This window comes from Agarivorans sp. QJM3NY_30, assembly GCF_050870855.2.
In the GTDB taxonomy this organism is placed as follows: domain Bacteria; phylum Pseudomonadota; class Gammaproteobacteria; order Enterobacterales; family Celerinatantimonadaceae; genus Agarivorans.
This window is the reverse complement of record NZ_CP194038.2, coordinates 1,955,381-1,972,448: the sequence shown is the minus strand read 5'-3', so window position 1 is coordinate 1,972,448 and position 17,068 is coordinate 1,955,381. Positions and strand designations below refer to the sequence as shown.

18 protein-coding genes are annotated in these 17,068 nt (G+C 42.9%); 3 read left to right on the top strand and 15 right to left on the bottom strand.

The features are described 5' to 3' along the window. Positions 1–23: 23 nt before the first annotated feature. The 14 genes from ACRRSX_RS09085 to ACRRSX_RS09020 form a co-directional block, all read right to left on the bottom strand. A complete protein-coding gene (locus ACRRSX_RS09085) occupies positions 24–842 on the bottom strand; it encodes a flagellin N-terminal helical domain-containing protein (RefSeq protein WP_432453524.1) in 819 nt (272 codons plus the stop codon). Between the two features lie 407 nt (positions 843–1,249). Then, positions 1,250–2,461 (bottom strand): flagellar hook-associated protein FlgL, encoded by a 1,212-nt coding sequence (gene flgL, locus ACRRSX_RS09080; protein ID WP_432453525.1) that lies wholly within the window; start codon positions 2,459–2,461, stop codon positions 1,250–1,252. A 6-nt stretch (positions 2,462–2,467) separates the two neighbouring features. After that, a complete protein-coding gene (gene flgK / locus ACRRSX_RS09075; protein WP_432453526.1) occupies positions 2,468–4,441 on the bottom strand; it encodes a flagellar hook-associated protein FlgK in 1,974 nt (657 codons plus the stop codon). Between the two features lie 5 nt (positions 4,442–4,446). Beyond that, positions 4,447–5,457 carry a flagellar assembly peptidoglycan hydrolase FlgJ gene (gene flgJ, locus ACRRSX_RS09070; protein WP_432453527.1) on the bottom strand — a complete coding sequence of 337 codons (1,011 nt, stop codon included), beginning with the start codon at positions 5,455–5,457 and terminating at the stop codon, positions 4,447–4,449. Between the two features lie 2 nt (positions 5,458–5,459). Continuing rightward, the gene (locus ACRRSX_RS09065; protein ID WP_432453528.1) at positions 5,460–6,560 is read right to left on the bottom strand and encodes a flagellar basal body P-ring protein FlgI; all 1,101 of its coding nucleotides are present in this window, start codon (positions 6,558–6,560) and stop codon (positions 5,460–5,462) included. A gap of 26 nt (positions 6,561–6,586) precedes the next feature. After that, the gene (gene flgH / locus ACRRSX_RS09060) at positions 6,587–7,261 is read right to left on the bottom strand and encodes a flagellar basal body L-ring protein FlgH (RefSeq protein WP_432453529.1); all 675 of its coding nucleotides are present in this window, start codon (positions 7,259–7,261) and stop codon (positions 6,587–6,589) included. A 26-nt stretch (positions 7,262–7,287) separates the two neighbouring features. Then, positions 7,288–8,076, bottom strand: coding sequence for a flagellar basal-body rod protein FlgG (gene flgG, locus ACRRSX_RS09055; RefSeq protein ID WP_432453530.1), 789 nt, complete (start codon positions 8,074–8,076; stop codon positions 7,288–7,290). Positions 8,077–8,092: 16 nt separating this feature from the next. Then, positions 8,093–8,839 carry a flagellar basal-body rod protein FlgF gene (gene flgF / locus ACRRSX_RS09050; protein ID WP_432453531.1) on the bottom strand — a complete coding sequence of 249 codons (747 nt, stop codon included), beginning with the start codon at positions 8,837–8,839 and terminating at the stop codon, positions 8,093–8,095. A gap of 156 nt (positions 8,840–8,995) precedes the next feature. Beyond that, the gene (gene flgE, locus ACRRSX_RS09045) at positions 8,996–10,333 is read right to left on the bottom strand and encodes a flagellar hook protein FlgE (protein ID WP_432453532.1); all 1,338 of its coding nucleotides are present in this window, start codon (positions 10,331–10,333) and stop codon (positions 8,996–8,998) included. A 30-nt stretch (positions 10,334–10,363) separates the two neighbouring features. Beyond that, on the bottom strand, positions 10,364–11,035 hold the full coding sequence (locus ACRRSX_RS09040) for a flagellar hook assembly protein FlgD (RefSeq protein WP_432453533.1): 672 nt from the start codon (positions 11,033–11,035) through the stop codon (positions 10,364–10,366). A gap of 10 nt (positions 11,036–11,045) precedes the next feature. Next, complete coding sequence (flgC, locus tag ACRRSX_RS09035) at positions 11,046–11,465, bottom strand: flagellar basal body rod protein FlgC (RefSeq protein WP_432453534.1); 420 nt, start codon at positions 11,463–11,465, stop codon at positions 11,046–11,048. Further along, on the bottom strand, positions 11,465–11,863 hold the full coding sequence (gene flgB / locus ACRRSX_RS09030) for a flagellar basal body rod protein FlgB (protein WP_432453535.1): 399 nt from the start codon (positions 11,861–11,863) through the stop codon (positions 11,465–11,467). The genes flgC and flgB overlap by 1 nt, the downstream gene beginning before the upstream one ends. Positions 11,864–12,045: 182 nt before the next feature. Continuing rightward, positions 12,046–12,870 (bottom strand): CheR family methyltransferase, encoded by an 825-nt coding sequence (locus ACRRSX_RS09025; protein ID WP_432453536.1) that lies wholly within the window; start codon positions 12,868–12,870, stop codon positions 12,046–12,048. Positions 12,871–12,888: 18 nt separating this feature from the next. Further along, on the bottom strand, positions 12,889–13,800 hold the full coding sequence (locus ACRRSX_RS09020) for a chemotaxis protein CheV (protein WP_432453537.1): 912 nt from the start codon (positions 13,798–13,800) through the stop codon (positions 12,889–12,891). A 174-nt stretch (positions 13,801–13,974) separates the two neighbouring features. Here ACRRSX_RS09020 and flgA point away from each other — a divergent pair, with 174 nt between their 5' ends. The 3 genes from flgA (at position 13,975) to flgN (ending at position 15,482) form a co-directional block, all read left to right on the top strand. Then, entirely contained in the window at positions 13,975–14,655 is a 681-nt protein-coding gene (gene flgA, locus ACRRSX_RS09015; RefSeq protein WP_432453538.1) for a flagellar basal body P-ring formation chaperone FlgA, read from the top strand. A 76-nt stretch (positions 14,656–14,731) separates the two neighbouring features. Further along, positions 14,732–15,055, top strand: coding sequence for a flagellar biosynthesis anti-sigma factor FlgM (flgM, locus tag ACRRSX_RS09010; protein ID WP_432453539.1), 324 nt, complete (start codon positions 14,732–14,734; stop codon positions 15,053–15,055). Positions 15,056–15,062: 7 nt separating this feature from the next. Continuing rightward, positions 15,063–15,482: a flagellar export chaperone FlgN gene (gene flgN / locus ACRRSX_RS09005; RefSeq protein WP_432453540.1), complete on the top strand. Its 420-nt coding sequence runs from the start codon at positions 15,063–15,065 to the stop codon at positions 15,480–15,482. Positions 15,483–16,296: 814 nt separating this feature from the next. On the opposite strand, the gene ACRRSX_RS09000 is transcribed toward flgN, so the two are convergent. Further along, positions 16,297–17,043: a FlgO family outer membrane protein gene (locus tag ACRRSX_RS09000; protein WP_432453541.1), complete on the bottom strand. Its 747-nt coding sequence runs from the start codon at positions 17,041–17,043 to the stop codon at positions 16,297–16,299. Between the last annotated feature and the right edge of the window lie 25 nt (positions 17,044–17,068).

Sequence of the window (17,068 nt, the reverse complement as noted above, 5' to 3'; positions counted from 1 at the left end):
CCTCCACCGTCCTTTCTTTTTTATTATCCAAGGAGAGATAGCGCAGCCTGAGGACGTTGATTTGCTTGAGCCAAAATCGTAGTCGAGGTTTGTTGCAAGATCTGGTTCTTGGTCAGATTGGCTGTCTCAACCGCAAAATCAGTATCTTTAATCCGCGAACGCGCACCAGTCATATTCTCAGAAATATTAGACAGGTTACGAATAGTAGATTGAAAGCGATTTTGAATTGCACCTAAATCGGCCCGCTCGCTATCAATGCTTTTCAATGCTGAATCAATTTTGGCCATTGCGCCAGAAGCTGCGGCAGGATCGCCCACTGATATAGCGTTAATACTTAACGCGGCAGTAGTGATAGTTGTATCAATTTTGAGTAATATGTTTTCCCCCGCATTAGCCCCTACTAAGAAATTAGCACTGTAGTTTCCGTTAAGTAAGTTAATACCACCAAATTTTGTGGTTGTACCGACTCTTGATATTTCAGCTTTAAGTTGATTGACTTCCGCATTCAGAGCGCTACGGTCACTCGCACTATTAACCCCGTCCTGAGACTGGATAGCAAGAACACGCATCCGTTGCAACATATTAGTAACTTCATCCATTGCACCCTCAGCGGTTTGCGCAACCGAAATACCATCTTGTGCGTTCATTACCGCACGGTCAAGACCTTGAATCTGTGTAGTCATACGATTTGATATCTGTAGACCTGCCGCATCATCTTTCGCACTATTAATGCGGAAACCAGATGACAAACGCTGGAATGCGGTATCTAAACCATTACCTGAGTTGTAAAGTTGTCGCTGTGCGTTTAAAGACGACACATTAGTATTAACATATAAAGCCATGGTATTTCTCCTATCTATATTTTAACCATTTATAGGTCTTATTAGTTGTCAGTTATTTTGTTTTTCTGACTTACCCTATATAACGGCAACCCTTCAATATTCTTTAGCGTTTATTTTTATCTTTTTATTTTTGAAAACAAAAAAACAAAAAACAAAAAAAGGTTGCTTCAATATTGAAGCAACCTTTGTAACGGCCACAGCAGAGAAAACTTTACCTTATAATTAAAAAAGAATTGTGGGATAGTTAAACCGCCTAAATATTAACTCCCGCTTCAGCAGAGTTCACCAATCCAATAGTCATTCTTTATTATTGGTGATTTACGAAATCCTCGCAATAAATCTCATATCGGCAGAACTCCAATATTCTTTAGCTCATTTTTCTACATGAATTTGAAATAACTTTAAATCTATAAGTAATTAAATAGTGATAGCTGGCTAATTCGACTATATGAAGAGTAAGACGTATTCAGTGCTAGTTCGGCTTTCTGAAGGTCACTGACCGCCTCAGCGAAGTCCACTTCACTCAAGCTCGCACGTGAGGATTTGTTCACTATATCCATCGATTGAGCGGCCGATTTAACCGAATCCAGGGCATTACCACGCGCACCAATGGAGCCTAGTGTTAAACCCACCTTCTCCATGGCGTTATCAATACCAACTAAAAAATCATTTTGAGCTTCAGTGAAATCAATACTTTGCACAGTGGGATCTTCCAAGGCCCGTATGAAATCACCCACCATATTAAACACATTATTTTTGTTGGGTGCAGTAAGTTCAAAACTTTCAGTCGCACCTACCGCACCTGTTACTGTTATAGCTAAGCCATTAAAATTAATTTCCTGTCCATCCACATAATTTCCAGTAACTGGCGGTACTAACGAGGCCCCACCACTATCTAATATTTCATAAGTATCAGGAACACCAGCGCTAGTTTGCACCTGAAAACTATTATTAGCAGGTGTTATTGGATCATAGTTTTGATTATAAAAAGAATCAAACGCCTTTTGATCATTGACGACAGTTGAAATGTTCACGCTAGTATCATTAGTTTTATAGCGTTCAAAAACATCATCAAAAACGTCTTTCCCTGTATCATTGTTTTGAATATAAACAGAAGAAGAAACCTTTAATTCACTTTTACCTGAATCACCTTGATAAATATATTCACTTCCATCATAAATATAAGCTTTTTTATGAGTTTGAAAACCGGAAAACACATAACTACCATCAGCATTTTGGCTATTGGCAAAATCCAACAGTTGAGCTTGAATCTGCCGTAACTCCTGAGCTAAAGAGTCTCGCTCTGCTTGACCATTAATACCATCACCGCTTTGAACCCCCAATACTCTGGCTCGTTGCATAGCCGTAGTCATACCACCTAGTACTGACTCTTCAAAGTTCAATGCATTTTCAAGCAAGGTCCCATTCTTTAAATGCTGTTCAGTCAGAGTGATTTCGGTGCTCAAAAACATTGACTTACTCATATCTGAAGGGCCATCTGCAGAAGTCAGCAACTTTTTATTGGTGATTAAATGCTCATTCATTTTATCAACTTGTTGCTGAGAATTAAGCACGCCATTCAAAGAATTTTGATACAAGTTCATACTTGATACACGCATAATAAATTACCTCAATGAACTTAATAGTGTTTGAAAGGTTTCCTGGGCTGTACTGATGACACGTGCCGATGCAGCATAAGCTTGCTGAAAGCGGATCAAGTTAGATGCTTCTTCATCAAGGTTCACCCCCGAGATAGAGTTATGCCGCTGGGTACTCTGCTCCAACAAAGATGTAGCAGCTGACGCCGACACTCGAGCCTCACTGGTTTTACCACCAATAAAACTCACCAGGCTAGCATAGGCATCATTCATGGTCATTTTATTGTCACCAGTACTGGCTAAGCTTTTTCTAACCAAATCCATTTGCTGTAAATCAACTAAGCGTAAGGCATTATAATTGTCGTTGAAACCATCGGTGTTATAGTCAAAATTGAACACATCACCTTCTTGCACATCACCATCAATATTAATGTCATAACCCGGCGTTAAAGGCGGAACGGCATTAGCAAAAAGTTGCTGACCAGCGGTTGCCGCTGCGGCGGTTGCCAACAAAGTGCCGGCATCGTCATAAATTTCATAGTCACCCGCAGCATTCACCACCACTTGATGCGGCCCTGCAACATCGTAGCCCCCCGGAGCGGTGAAAGCAGACGTTGTAGGGTCAGTATCATAAATCGAATTGATACTAATTGAAGCATTGCCGCGGTTCGCCAAATCACGCTCAACCCGCACAGGCGCGGCTAGCGCCAACTTCTCAGGTTGACTCATACTCACCGTCATTTGTGCGGCCACATCACGCGTCGGCTGAATTAAATGCTTATCACCTGCCGCAAAGGGCCCCGAAGAAAAATCCCACTCCATCCCGTCAAGCTCGAAGGCCGTTGGCGGAATAGACCCCGTAACCACTGCCCCCACCATACTATCACCATCATAACGTTGTACTTCAAAAGTGCTTGCCGAGAGAAAACTTATCCGATAATCGTAAGGCGTAACCTCGCTGCCTTTTCCTGAGATAAAAGAACCAGAGATTGAACCCGAGGCAGTATTTGTTGAAAATTCCTTTCCGGCAAAAGTGGGTAAGGTAAATATATCTGTTCCAATATCACCGTTTAGGTCCATACCCAATTTATTTTGGGCATTAAAAGCATCAGCCATCGAAATAGATAACTGACCAAGCTGGTTACGGCTCACATCCAACGTTGTTTTCCGGTACTCCATCAAGCCGCCAATCGTACTACCGATTTCTTCGCGGCCTATTATTCGACTCGAACCAGCAAGAGAAATAGTCATCTCTTTTTGGGTACTATCGGGGTCACCGTCAACCATGCTCAATGTGGTATAATCATCTTGCAACACCAAAGCCTGACCAGTGCGCATAAATACCAACGTTGAACCGTCATCTTGCACAATCGTATTAATATCAATCAATTCGGCTAAATCATTAATCGCTTGATCTCGTTTATCAGATAATACCGCTACATCACCATCTAACGGGTTTCCGCCAGATGCTACAATTTCTTTATTGATGTCGGCAATGTTCACAATCAAAGCATTCGATTCATTGGCTTTTTCGACCAAATCTTGACTAATATTTTTTTCTTGAAGCTGGTATTGCTCATTTAATGTTCGATAGCGTTCGGTGAGTGCGTCAAATTGAGCTAAGGCTAGTTCTCGGGTTGATAACGCAGTCGGATTATCGGTGGTCGCATGCAACTGAGTAAACATATCATCAAATTTCGAACTAAGAGATAAGGCATCATCACTCACAATGGCATCAATTTGACTCACCGAATCTAAATAGGCATTGCGGTTTGCCAAGGTTGAGGTATCGCGGAACATTTGTGCCTGAGCAAAACCATTGAGTACCCGAGAAGTATTTCCATCTCTCACGCCTCCCAAGGTATCGGCGGTAAAAAAAGTTCGCTGTAGGCTATAGCCTGGGGTATTCACATTGGCAATATTACTACCGGTGGTCATCAGCAAACGCTGATGGGCAGCAAGCCCAGACGAACCAATGGTGAGTAAGTCATTCATTGCCATGCTATCTACTCCCCTTCAACCAAGGTGTTACGATAATCATCAAAATGCTGACCATCCAAAATTTGACTAATTTTACTCGCATATTGAGGGTCGGTCGCATAACCGGCGGCTTGTAACTCACGCGCATACTGCTTAGCATCCATACCATTGGCTAAGGCTTGCTGATAACGAGGGCCATCGATAAAAGATAAATAATCTTTCACACTGGCTTCATAGGAATCATAAGCACGAAACGCAGCGCGCTCTTGTCTAGCTTGCCCATCCCTAAACTCCAAAGTGTTTACCATTGCCTTATCTCCCTGCCAGCGCCTATCTGCTTTAATTCCAAATAGGTTATAGCTACTTGTTCCATCATGATTGGTGATCACTTTTTTACCCCAGCCAGATTCTAAAGCCGCCTGTGCAACAATCGCCATTGGCTCCACCCCTTTATCCACAGCCAGTTTTTTAGCAAGCGGCAATAGGGTTTCAATAAATTCTTTCGGCGTGGCAAATGTTTGCCGTTCCGATGACTCCGAACCCGTTTGACTCGAGTCTATATCCAGATTAGCGTGAGTTTTCTCTAAAGTTTCACTACTTGCTGCCGTTACATGAGTCGATATAGCAATATCCTTGCCAAGTGCTGAAGGCTGCTCAAGCGAGCGAGTCGTTAAATCAATCTCCTGGCCCCCTCGTAATACCGAGGCAGGCGTAATATTTGCGGCCGAGGGGTTAAGTTGCGCAACGATAAGATCCGCTAAACCTAGAGCGCCAGAAGACGATAATTCCAAGGCCATTTGGCTATCATGCATGTCTCGGTAGGTTTGGGTATGTCGATTATTCAGTGGTGAATCGCTTTCAAACGCGGCATTACTTTTACGCATCTGTTTTAACAGCATCTGCATAAACAATGCTTCAAACTGGTTTGCAACCTGTTTTAAGGCCTTGTTCGGATCCTTCTGAGCTGCACTTCTGAGCTCATCCAAACTGGCCAAGTCATTGTAGTTTGCACTTTGTTTGACTGCGTCCATTGCCATGATTAAATCACCAATAACTCGCCTTGAATGGCACCAGCTTGCTTCAGCGCCTCCAGAATGGAGACCAAATCACCAGGCGCAACCCCCACCCGATTAACCGCTCGAACCAAATCATCTAATGATGCACCGGTGTCAAAGTTAAACATCCGAGAATCTTCTTGAGTCACCTCAATGTTACTCGCTGTCGTTTCTACCGTTTCGCCATCAGACAATGCATTTGGCTGCGAAATAACCGGGGTCTCAGATATTTTCACCGTCAGCCCACCATGAGTGATGGCAGCCGGTAATAAGCGCACATCTTTACCAATTACAATGGTACCAGTACGTGAATTGACAATAATTTTGGCTGACTCTGATGCGGGTTCAAAAGTAAGATTTTCTAAAGTTGATAAATAGGCGACTCGTTGCCCAGGATCTCGAGGCGCGAAAACCTGTACCGAAGATGCATCCATCGGTGTCGCCGTATTAGGCCCAACCAAACTATTAATGGTATCGGCAAGACGTTTCGCGCTAGTAAAATCAGAACGTTTCAGATTAAAAGTGATGGTATCACCACTCATAAATGGCGAAGGCACTGCTCGTTCAACAATCGCACCATTGGGAATACGCCCAACCGTTGGAGTATTAGAGATCACCTTGGAGCCATCCGCACCTTCAGCGCCAAAACCACCAACAATAAGACTGCCTTGAGCCAAGGCATACACTTCACCATCGGCCCCCTTTAAAAAAGTCTGAATCAATGCGCCGCCACGTAAGCTCTTCGCTTCACCAATCGCAGATACCGTGATATCAATGGTCTGCCCCGGTTTCACAAAAGCGGGAAGCTCTGCATATACAGCAACTGGCGCGACATTTTTAATTTTTAAATTTGTGCCCGCAGGCAATACAATGCCAAAGTTGCGTAACATCGTCGCAAATGATTGCTTAGCAAATTCACTATTCTTTTCACCAGTGCCAGGTAAACCAACCACCAAGCCATAGCCCGTGAGTTGGTTGGCTCGCACACCTGCGACATCGGCGACATCTTTTAGTCGCGCAGCACTCACGGTGTTTGCCAACAAACACAAAGCGATACTGAACATCATAATGCTGCGTTTAAACATGGGACGACTCCTCGAGCTAACGACGCTTAAAACGGCCATACAGGACTATTAAAGAACTTAGACAACCAACCTTGTTCGGTCGTATTGGCAAAATCACCAGTACCACCATATTGAATTCTCGCATTGGCAATACGTAATGAAGGAATGGTATTGTCTGGTGACACATCATCGGAACGAATAATCCCGGTTAAGCGAATATATTCATTGCCATTATTAAGCATCAGCCACTTCTCACCACTAATGAGCATGTTGCCATTGGCCAATACTTTGACCACATTCACTGAGATATTACCCGCTAAACTGTTGCTCTGAGCGGCATCTGCTTCCCCAGTAAAGGCACTATTTTGAGTTAAGCCAAGCTCAATTGGGTTGCCACCAATGGTTGCCACCCCGCCCGGTACGGTAATTGGATTGAGATTGAAATTTTTATCTTTGGCTAAATCATTACTAGCCGACTTACTTGCTTGAGTTCGTTCTGCAAGGTTAACCACAATAATATCACCAACGCGATGGGCTTTTTTGTCTGCATATAGGTTATTTGCAACAGCTTCAGCGAATAACGAACCAGTCACGCGCGCTTCTATTGCAACTTCTTCTGGATAAACAGGTGCATAAGTCGGGTCATCGGGAACCACGGCATGATTGACGCTTGCACATCCCACCATCGTTATACTCATCAACGCTACGACTAATCTATACATCAGTCATCCCTCTCTCTGATCTGTGTTTACAATTGTTGAGTTGCAAAACTTAACATTTGATCGACGGTAGATATAACCTTTGAGTTCATCTCATAAACACGCTGTGCTTCAATCAAATTCACCAACTCTTCGGTAACATTAACATTGGATGTTTCTAAGGCTCCTTGGCGAATAGAACCAAGGCCATTTTCGGAAGCAATCCCATTTTGCGGTGCACCACTGGCACCAGTTTCTAAATATAAGTTCTGACCTTGAGGCTCTAAGCCCGAAGGATTCACAAAGTCACTCAGGGTAATTTGGCCAATTACCTGACTATCGGTTTGACCGGGCAAGCGAACACTCACTTCACCATCTTCACCCACCGTAAAACTTTGTGCATCGGCTGGTACTTGGATTTCGGGTTGCAGCGGATAACCAGATCCCGGAGTCACTATCGTGCCTTCGTCATTCAAACTAAATTGACCATTACGAGTGTAAGCAGTCGTGCCATCAGGCATTAATACTTCGAAAAAGCCACGACCGTCGATCATCATGTCAAAGGAATTGTCCGTGGTTTGCACATTACCTTGATCATGATTCTTTTGGGTGGCAATCACCTTTGCGCCAGCGCCAATCATTAGACCGGAAGGCATTTTGGTGTTTTGTGAAGAACGCCCGCCAGGCTGATTCACAGTTTGATAAAGTAAATCTTCAAACACCGCTCGGCTTTTTTTATAACCAATAGTACTGGCGTTAGCGAGGTTATTAGAAATAACCGATACATTGGTTTGCTGGGCATCTAAGCCAGTTTTACTGATCCATAATGCGGGATGCATAGTACACTCCTTATTGCTAGCTTAAGCGCAACAAACTGTTAGTCGCTTTTTCGTTTTCTTCAGCAGTTTTCATCATTTTTATTTGCATTTCGAATTGGCGTTGCATGCTAATCATATGAGTCATCTCTTGGACTGGATTTACATTACTGCCTTCTAATGCACCTTTAGTCAGTTCAACCGTAGCGTCTGGTTGGTATACAGCACCTGTGGTACTTCTAAATAAACCATCACCGCCTTTGCTTAAATCTCCAGCAAAAGGCTTACTCAATTTGATTCGGTTAACTTCTTCCAGGGCATCACCTGGCGCACCTTCAGGTCGTATTTCGATGGTGCCATCTTCGCTAATTTCAAGCTTTTCAACAGGTAAAGGGATAATAATCGGTGCATTTTGATTACCTAACACCGGCTGACCTTGCATGGTTTGTAGAACCCCTGCTGCCGAGATCGTAAAGTTGCCATTTCTAGACAATGCTTCTTGACCATCTTTATCTTGAACCGAAATCCAACCTTCTCCCTGAATCGCAACATCTAAATCACGACCCGTGGTTTTTAACATACCGTTGGCAAAATTTTGACTAGGGGTCTCAGTCATGGCAAATACTCGCGACGGTAAACCAGGGCCAAATGCCTGCATCGCTCGTGCGTTTTCTAGATCGGCTTTAAAGCCAGTCGTGTTCGCATTCGCTAGATTATTGCCTCGCACCGCGAGCGACTGCATATTTTGTTTTGCGCCGGTCATCGATATATAAAGTAATTGGTCCATCTTATTCCCTTCGTCAAATAGCTGACTCATGAGAAATAGAGCAATTATGGTGCCAAACAATAAAAACTTATAACAAAGCCAATAAAAAACCATATAAATCAAGTAAATAAAAAGGCAGCGAAGGCTGCCTTTTTATTATTATGTCATCCGATATGATTATCGAATTTGAATAATAGTTTGCTGTAGAGTTGAATTCACTTCCAGTGCTCGAGAGTTCGCTTGGAAGTTTCGTTGCGCACTAATTAAGTTAACTAACTGTTCAGTGAGGTTCACGTTGGCTTGTTCTAAGGAAGCCGAGTTAATTTTACCAAAAGTGCCAGAGTTACCTTCACCTGCAATCGCTTCACCACTTAATTGTGTTTGTTGCCAGGATGTATCACCGATTTGTGATAAGCCCTGATTGTTCGCAAACTTAGCCACTGAAACTTTAGCAATATTCGAAGTTTGACCATTACTATAAGACGCAACCACTAAACCGTCAGGCCCAATATCAATCCCAGTTAATTTACCAACTGTCGATCCATCCTGCGAAAGACTAGACACTTCGAAAGCTGCGTTATACTGAGTCGGTCCGTTCAAATTAAAGATAAGCGTTTGCGTAGAATCTACCGAACCCGTCGCCGCATCCCAAACCCCACCAGGGCCATTTGGTGGCGCAGTTCCTAAAGCGACCGTTTCAATAACCGCAGGCACTGTTGATGCTAAGGCCCCCGTACTATCAAATGTTAAAGTAGCCGAAGCCGGAATCGTCGCGTTGGTATTACCCGCGTTTGGCACATGAGCAGTGCCTCCACTCACGTCGGTCGGTTCACCATCAACATAGATCAACTTATGCCAAGTATTTGCCACAGAGGAATCTTTTACAAAGAAGGTTTCCGCAACATGAGACCCACCCTGAGAATCGTACACAGTCACCGAAGTTGCTGAGGTATAAGTATTACTATCAGAAGGATCGAAGTCACCAATATCATGAGTCGTGCCACTAGAGGGCAAGTTAAAGCTCATATTGACTTCACTGGTTTGGGTCGGTGTACCAACTTCAGCGCTGATCTGAATGGCGTTTGTCGCCGCCATACTCACTGCCGAAGGAGTACCACTGTTATTAACCGTATATCCCTGTAAATACTGGCCTTGCGAATTCACAATAAAGTTATCCGCATTTAATTTGAAGGCACCAGCACGCGTAAATTCGCGAGTCTGGGTAGTCAAATCAGCAGCCGTAACAAAAAAACCTTCTCCACTAATCGCTAAATCCAAAGCATTCTGGGTAAAGTTCAAACTTCCCTGGTGGAACTGCTGTGCAACATCCACCGTTTTGGTTCCGTTACCCACTGCAGTACGAGCATTTGAGAAAATCGATGTTGCATACACATCGGCAAACTCTGCCCGCGACTCTTTAAAACCAACGGTATTGACGTTCGCAATGTTATTCGCGGTTACGTCAAGATCCTTTTGCGAGGCATTGATGCCGCTCAACGCGATATTAAATGACATCTCTCAATCTCCTATCGTTTATATACTTTACTAGGCTTTGGCAACTTCAAGGACATCGCTCATCGCGATACCACCCAAACCTTCTAAATTGACGACTACGCCAGATGTACCACCAGCCAAACTTACACTACTTACATTCGCGAAAGTTGCGGTGGGTAAACTGATCTCTTTACCGCCCTGAACGCCATTTACTTTGACGTTATATTTTCCATCTGGCATTTGATTCCCGTTGGAATCAGTACCGTCCCAAGAGAAGTTCATATTGCCACTCCCCTCACCTAAATCGATAACTGTAACGACTTCTCCAGCTTCATTTTCAATCGTCACTTTAACATTGGTCGTTGCAGCGCCTGTCACCGCTACCCCTTCAAAACCACTGCCCGTATTGTGGGCATAGTCCAAGGGTACCAATACTTTTTGCCCCACTAGCGTTGAGGCTTGCAAAGCTGCAGACGAATTCATAATCGAGTTCATCGTGTCAAATTTGGTTCCCAGCTCGGCGATACCTTCAGAAGTCTGGAAGGAAGCCATTTGCGCGATCATTTCAGCGTTATCAACTGGCTTACTCGGATCTTGATATTGCAACTGGGTGGTCAATAGCGCGAAAAAGTCTTCCTGCCCTAATGACTGATTATTATTACTTTCCGGAACAATCGACTCAGGTTGCCAACGGTTACCTTGTAGTGGATCAATAGTAGACACGACCTACTCCTTAACTTTTACCCAGATTGAGAGTGCTATTTAGCATTTGCTTCGCAGCTTCAGTGACCTGCACATTCGCTTGATAGGAGCGCGAGGCACTCATCATATCGGCCATTTCTTCAATCACATTAACATTTGGTTTAAAGATATAACCATCTTCATTCGCCATGGGATGTTCTGGGTAATACTCTTTACGCAAAGGGGCATCCGACTCGACAATACCAGCAACTTTAACTTTTGCCGACTCGCCTTGAGCGTTACCCGCACGTTCTAACTCTGCAGCAAACACTGGCTTTCGAGCACGATAGGTTTGGTCAATACTAGAGCTGATGCTGTCAGCATTCGCCAAATTACTGGCGGTAGTATTCAATCTCACCGACTGGGCCTTCATCGCTGAAGCCGAGATATCAAACACGTTGAAGAAACTCATTATTGACCTCCTTTAATCGCATTACGTAAACCAGAAAATTTACTAGACAAAAAGCCGATACCAGCTTGGTATTCCAGACCATTTTGCATAAAATCTGCTTTTTCTTGCTGTATATCGACGGTGTTACCATCGCCCGTGTCGGGCTGGTTAGGGATGCGAAAACCTAATTCTGAAAATTGGCTGCTACCACCGCCCATATGACGATCATTGGTAAGCTGCATGCCACTGTGCTGTCCAGCCTTCGCGGCTGCAAAAGCCTTATTAAAGTCAATATCCTGTGCTTTATAATTAGGTGTATCGGCATTAGCGATATTACTCGCGAGAACCTCAGACCGCCGAGCTCTTACCCCAACCGTATACTGATGAACACCTAATGCTTTATCGAAAGTTATTGCCATACACACCTCTTCGCACAATTACAAATGGAAAAATGCAAAAGCTGTGCCAGTGTTTTTTTGACGTTGGGAATACAGAGTAAATAGGAAAGTAAAGCCTGAGTAAGGCGAAGCACTGAATACTTAAGGACCTTTAGCGGCAAAAAGCGGCAAGAGTTGCCTATTCTGCCGCTCTATCGTTGAAACTATTTCAGTTGATATACAATGCCGGGATTACATCGCAACATATTAAATCGATCGGTTAAACCAGTAATTGACTCGGAAGCGCCCAGCATCAAATAGCCATTAGGATTTAAAGCCTGAGCAAATTGATTCAAAATCTTAGATTTTACTTCAGCGTTAAAATAGATAAGCACATTTCGACAGAAAATAATGTCAAACTTACCCATTAATGAATAACTATCGAGTAAATTTAGGGGGCGAAAATTGACATTTTTTCTAACTTTGTCATTCACTCGAAAACGACCGTCACCGCTGGCTTCAAAAAATTGACGTTTACGTTCAGGCGATAAACCACGCGCTAAAGCTAAAGAATCGTATTCTCCACGCTTACAATGTTCCAGCATTGACGGCGAAATATCGGTCCCAACCACCTGAACACCCATCGATAAAGCACCTGGCTTTCTCGCTTGATACTCAAGAGCGGTCATCATGATTGAATAAGGTTCTTGTCCCGATGAACTAGCCGCCGACCAAATTTTAACTGGTCGAGTGAGTTTTTGGAATTCAGGAAAAAGCTTATCTCCCAATAACTGAAAAGGATAAGTATCACGAAACCATAAGGTTTCGTTGGTTGTCATCGCATCGACCACCGAAGCACGGAGATCTCGCTCGCGTAAACTCATCGCTTTTTGAACCAACTCGGTTAAACTTGCGATAGAGTACTGAGCCATTAGCGGAGACAGACGACTTTTCACTAAATACTGTTTGTTATCGCCTAATACAATTCCACATTGCTTCTCTAAAAAGCCACAGAACTGTTTATATACATCGTCAGTGATTGTTCTCACAAATGCGTCCACACTCTTCTATAACGATTGACGAACAGCCGCAGCCAACTCGTCAGGATTAAATTTAGCAACGAAGGCATTAGCACCAACTTTATTTACCATCGCCTGATTGAATACTCCACTGAGCGAAGTATGTAAGATTATATGTAAATTCTTTAAGTCTGGATGAGAGCGCACTTCAGCTGTCAGCGTGTAACCATCCATCTCTGGCATTTCGATATCAGAAATAACTAACGCTATTTGATCAGTAATCGGCCCATCTTTTGCCATATTCACCAATAATTCATAAGCTTCACGCCCATCTTGGCAAAGAAGTGCCTCAACCCCCAAAGATGTCACCGCTTTTTTCACCTGATTACGCGCCACCGATGAATCGTCAACCACTAATACTTTTTTATCATTTTTAACATTTTCGGTTGCTTCATCCACGATCGTCTGGCTAACCGTGGTGCTTACCGGAGAAATTTCGTCCAAGATTTTTTCGACATCCAAAATAGAAACTAACTCTTTTTCTACTTCGGTAACCGCGGTCAGATAGTTAAATTTACCAGCTCCTTTTGGTGGTGGCAGAATATCTTCCCAATTCATATTGACAATTCTTTCAACTGAGCCCACTAAAAAGCCTTGGACCGAACGGTTATACTCAGAAATAATAATAAAACACTTAGAAAGATCTTCGATAGGTCGGCCGCCAGTCGCTGAACTTAAGTCGATAACGGAAATGGTTTGACCTCGAATATGTGCCACACCGCGGATCACAGGATTAAGCTTAGGTAATGCCGTTAGCGGAGGACATTGTAATACCTCTTTGACTTTAAAAACATTAATACCGTAGCGCTGAGAACCATTTAACCTAAACAACAACAATTCTAGGCGATTTTGCCCAACCAACTGAGTCCGTTGGTTTACCGAATCTAAAATACCCGCCATACGTTTGTCACTCCTTAGACCTAGAAAAGGGCATTAACTTTGCTTACCCCTGTATACTAATACTTAATCTTACTTAATAGCCGTTTTTTTGACGCTGTTTAACCTAGTGCCAACTTGTTAAGCATAGACAAAAAAGCCAATTGTTACTTTGCTTTAATCGGTATCATATAAGAAATGCTAAAAAAATTTATCACCGCGTTACTATTAATTTTCTTTAGTCTTATAGCTCACACTAGCGAGTTACACCAGCAGCTGGAACAATCAGCTATCAATTTTGTCGACTCTCACATCACTCACCAGCCCGATCAAAAAATTGAGTTAACCGCTAATCAATTGGATGAACGCATCGCTATACCTAACTGCCCTAGTGGCTTTAGCTACAGCTTAGCAAACGGTGAGATAAGGCGTAATACTAGTGTTCTCGTCAGTTGCACAGACGAAACCAATTGGCGATTATACATCCCTGTCAGAAAACAAGTATTATTATTGGTTGTGATTGCCAACGGTCCTCTTCAACAAGGAGCCGTACTGACTAAACAACACTTAAGTCTATCTTATTTACCGGAAAATCGCTTACGCGGAAACTACTTTACCGAACTTAACTCGCTATTAGGTGCTAAGCTTAAACGGAGTTTAAGAAAAGACCAAATAATAAATGGGCGCGATATTTGCTTAATATGTAAAGGAGATGCTGTGATAATTTCTGCCGGTGCAGGCGGTTTAAGTGTTAGCACTCAGGGAACGGCTTTATCTAGTGGTAGTATCGGTGATACCATAAAAGTAAGAAACAATAAGTCACAACGCCTAGTCACTGGTCGGATAAAGGCCTTAGGTTTAGTTGAGATAAAACTTTAAATTTTTTCTCAAGTTTTGACATTGAAAGCCGATAGCTATATTGAATACGAAAATTGATTAACTGTGGGGCGCCATTATGGCTTTAAACATTAATAACTTAGGTGGAAGCCGTCCAAGTCAGCTTGACTCTAACCGAGTCACCGACAAAGGGACGAAAGAAAGCACTGAACAACGTTCAACTGCTAGCTCTGCTGCAGCCCAGGATTCAGTTATGCTTACCAACGAAGCACAACAACTCAACCGTATTCAGCAGAATTTGCTTAACGATTCTGACAGCAGAAGTTCTAAGTTAGAATCAATCAAGCAAGCTGTGACCGATGGTACTTATCAAATTGATGCCAATAAGGTAGCCCAAAAAATGGGTGACTTTGAAAGTGAGTTTAATAAAGCTTTTGGATAATTAGCCAATGATCGTAGCCCTACTGAATACTCAAGAGCAGCAACTTAATTTGCTGCTTTCTCTTTTGGAACAAGAAAAGCACGCCTTAGCTGGTGATGATACAATTGCCTTATACGCAATCGCGTCTCAAAAAGAACAAGCTTTAACTGCAATCACTCAAGCTGATCATGATTTAGAATCGTCGGAACAAACTCAACAATTAATTGACGTTCCTGAGTTAGCCGAGCAAGTTGAGCGGATCCAACAATTACTCAAGCAGTGCCAAGAGTTAAACACTATTAATGGCGAAATTATTCAAGCAAGCAACGAAAAAGTTCGCCAACTGAGCGCGGTGATTGACCAGCTACAAAACCAAAATGCCACAACTTACGATAAATTAGGCAAAAAACATAGCTCACAGCGTATGGGAAAAGGCTTTAAAGCCTAGCTGTAATTACTCGAACGACCATGTAATTAGACCCCTTACTCCCATAAGCTCCCCTAAATTAAACCGCTAGCTTAGCTTCATTGACTTCAAATCCCACAAATATACTCCGCCAATAGTAAAATGTACCAGAGGTTTTACGGCAAACAAATATCATCTGCCATTCCCTCTAATCCATAAGACCTAATTGTTCTACGATATATTATCTCTTCACCATGAGAGCTCCATTCGCTGAATAAAATAGGAGATATCATCAAGTGTTACCGCCGATGTAAAAATGACCCACTAACGCCGACTGAAAATCGATCCACCTGAGGCACAATGTTCGTACGTTTAAATGATGAAGCGGCGGACTATGATTAATCAGCTTCACTACTTCAGATGCACTGCGAGCTTTGTCAGCGATAAACCAAAGTGTTCCGACAGCATCGATATAGTCCTTTATCCATTAATAGTTATGCCCCTTGATAACCATCAATGGTAAGCCACCATTGGTAGCAACTTAAGCGCTAGATTTTAATGCCGTTAAAAATAGGAGTATGACCATGATTATTGATTATTGATTATTCAAATCAAAAGCTGTCAGACGAACAGAACAGAGGGCAAATATATCGAAAGTCACCGCAAAAAGTATCACCCAGTAAAATGTAACATTCGCTCTATGAAGAGAGCTTCACTGACTGAATTTCATATTTCAGGCTTAGTTAAAACACTTTTTATATTGGACAAAAATCAATCGAGAAAGATAGGCAGACTTTAAAAACAAAAAACCGCACTGCAAGGTGCGGTTTTCCATGAATGTAATAGACGAGAAACGCTACCCCCGCTCCCCCATTGGAGCCATCGGTTTACTCGCAGCTTGTTTACGCGCTTCGATGATCATCACACCATCGCGCTTCACTGGAGTTGGCACTTTACTTTGGTAAACTTCATTGGGGATCCATTCTTGCGCCGATGCAACCACCACTTTAGATTGAGCACCAACAATTCTCGCGTTCACTAAGATCCCATCGTTAGACTTACTAAAAGTGCCCACTAACAGGTATTCTATTGGTAAACGTTTAGCTAACTCTTTCACATTTCGGCTGTAAACAAAATCACCTTCAGGCGTAATACGAATAAAGCCAGTGGTTTTATAGTCAATCACAGAAAAGCCACTTTGCTGCATCTCATACACAAAACTTTCGGCAATTTGCATACCAAACAGGTCGGTGGTACGTAGGTTATCAAGAGGCACAAATGAGGCAACCCCGATTGGTGTGTCTGCGTTTACAAATTGAGAGCTAGAAACCAAACGCTGTGACATCATATTGACATAATCGGTCAATGTTTTTTTAGCATCAGGGTCACTCTTCATAGTCTCTGGCGGATTTGCTAAGCGGCTCGGTGCACTGCTTAAAAACAGTTGGCCATCTTCATCCACCAGTCCCTCTAGATAACGCGCATTTTTAGCCGGACTTACGTTATTCGAAGGATCCACCACCATCACTTTCTGCATCGAAGAGCTATTGGAGCACCCCAACAACATCGAGGTGGTCATGGCAACCAGTATAATACCTTTCATGTCACGTCCTTAATCGTCCATTACG

What these genes read in the sequence shown, in the direction of transcription:
- ACRRSX_RS09020 (WP_432453537.1), bottom strand. Translation starts at nt 13,800, where the DNA reads ATGGCGGGTATTTTAGATTCGGTAAACCAACGGACTCAGTTGGTTGGG.
- flgE (WP_432453532.1), bottom strand. Translation starts at nt 10,333, where the DNA reads ATGTCATTTAATATCGCGTTGAGCGGCATCAATGCCTCGCAAAAGGAT.
- flgM (WP_432453539.1), top strand. Translation starts at nt 14,732, where the DNA reads ATGGCTTTAAACATTAATAACTTAGGTGGAAGCCGTCCAAGTCAGCTT.
- flgB (WP_432453535.1), bottom strand. Translation starts at nt 11,863, where the DNA reads ATGGCAATAACTTTCGATAAAGCATTAGGTGTTCATCAGTATACGGTT.
- flgA (WP_432453538.1), top strand. Translation starts at nt 13,975, where the DNA reads ATGCTAAAAAAATTTATCACCGCGTTACTATTAATTTTCTTTAGTCTT.
- flgG (WP_432453530.1), bottom strand. Translation starts at nt 8,076, where the DNA reads ATGCATCCCGCATTATGGATCAGTAAAACTGGCTTAGATGCCCAGCAA.
- flgH (WP_432453529.1), bottom strand. Translation starts at nt 7,261, where the DNA reads ATGTATAGATTAGTCGTAGCGTTGATGAGTATAACGATGGTGGGATGT.
- flgJ (WP_432453527.1), bottom strand. Translation starts at nt 5,457, where the DNA reads ATGGCAATGGACGCAGTCAAACAAAGTGCAAACTACAATGACTTGGCC.
- flgK (WP_432453526.1), bottom strand. Translation starts at nt 4,441, where the DNA reads ATGGCAATGAATGACTTACTCACCATTGGTTCGTCTGGGCTTGCTGCC.
- flgF (WP_432453531.1), bottom strand. Translation starts at nt 8,839, where the DNA reads ATGGACCAATTACTTTATATATCGATGACCGGCGCAAAACAAAATATG.
- flgC (WP_432453534.1), bottom strand. Translation starts at nt 11,465, where the DNA reads ATGAGTTTCTTCAACGTGTTTGATATCTCGGCTTCAGCGATGAAGGCC.
- ACRRSX_RS09000 (WP_432453541.1), bottom strand. Translation starts at nt 17,043, where the DNA reads ATGAAAGGTATTATACTGGTTGCCATGACCACCTCGATGTTGTTGGGG.
- flgL (WP_432453525.1), bottom strand. Translation starts at nt 2,461, where the DNA reads ATGCGTGTATCAAGTATGAACTTGTATCAAAATTCTTTGAATGGCGTG.
- ACRRSX_RS09065 (WP_432453528.1), bottom strand. Translation starts at nt 6,560, where the DNA reads ATGTTTAAACGCAGCATTATGATGTTCAGTATCGCTTTGTGTTTGTTG.
- flgN (WP_432453540.1), top strand. Translation starts at nt 15,063, where the DNA reads ATGATCGTAGCCCTACTGAATACTCAAGAGCAGCAACTTAATTTGCTG.
- ACRRSX_RS09085 (WP_432453524.1), bottom strand. Translation starts at nt 842, where the DNA reads ATGGCTTTATATGTTAATACTAATGTGTCGTCTTTAAACGCACAGCGA.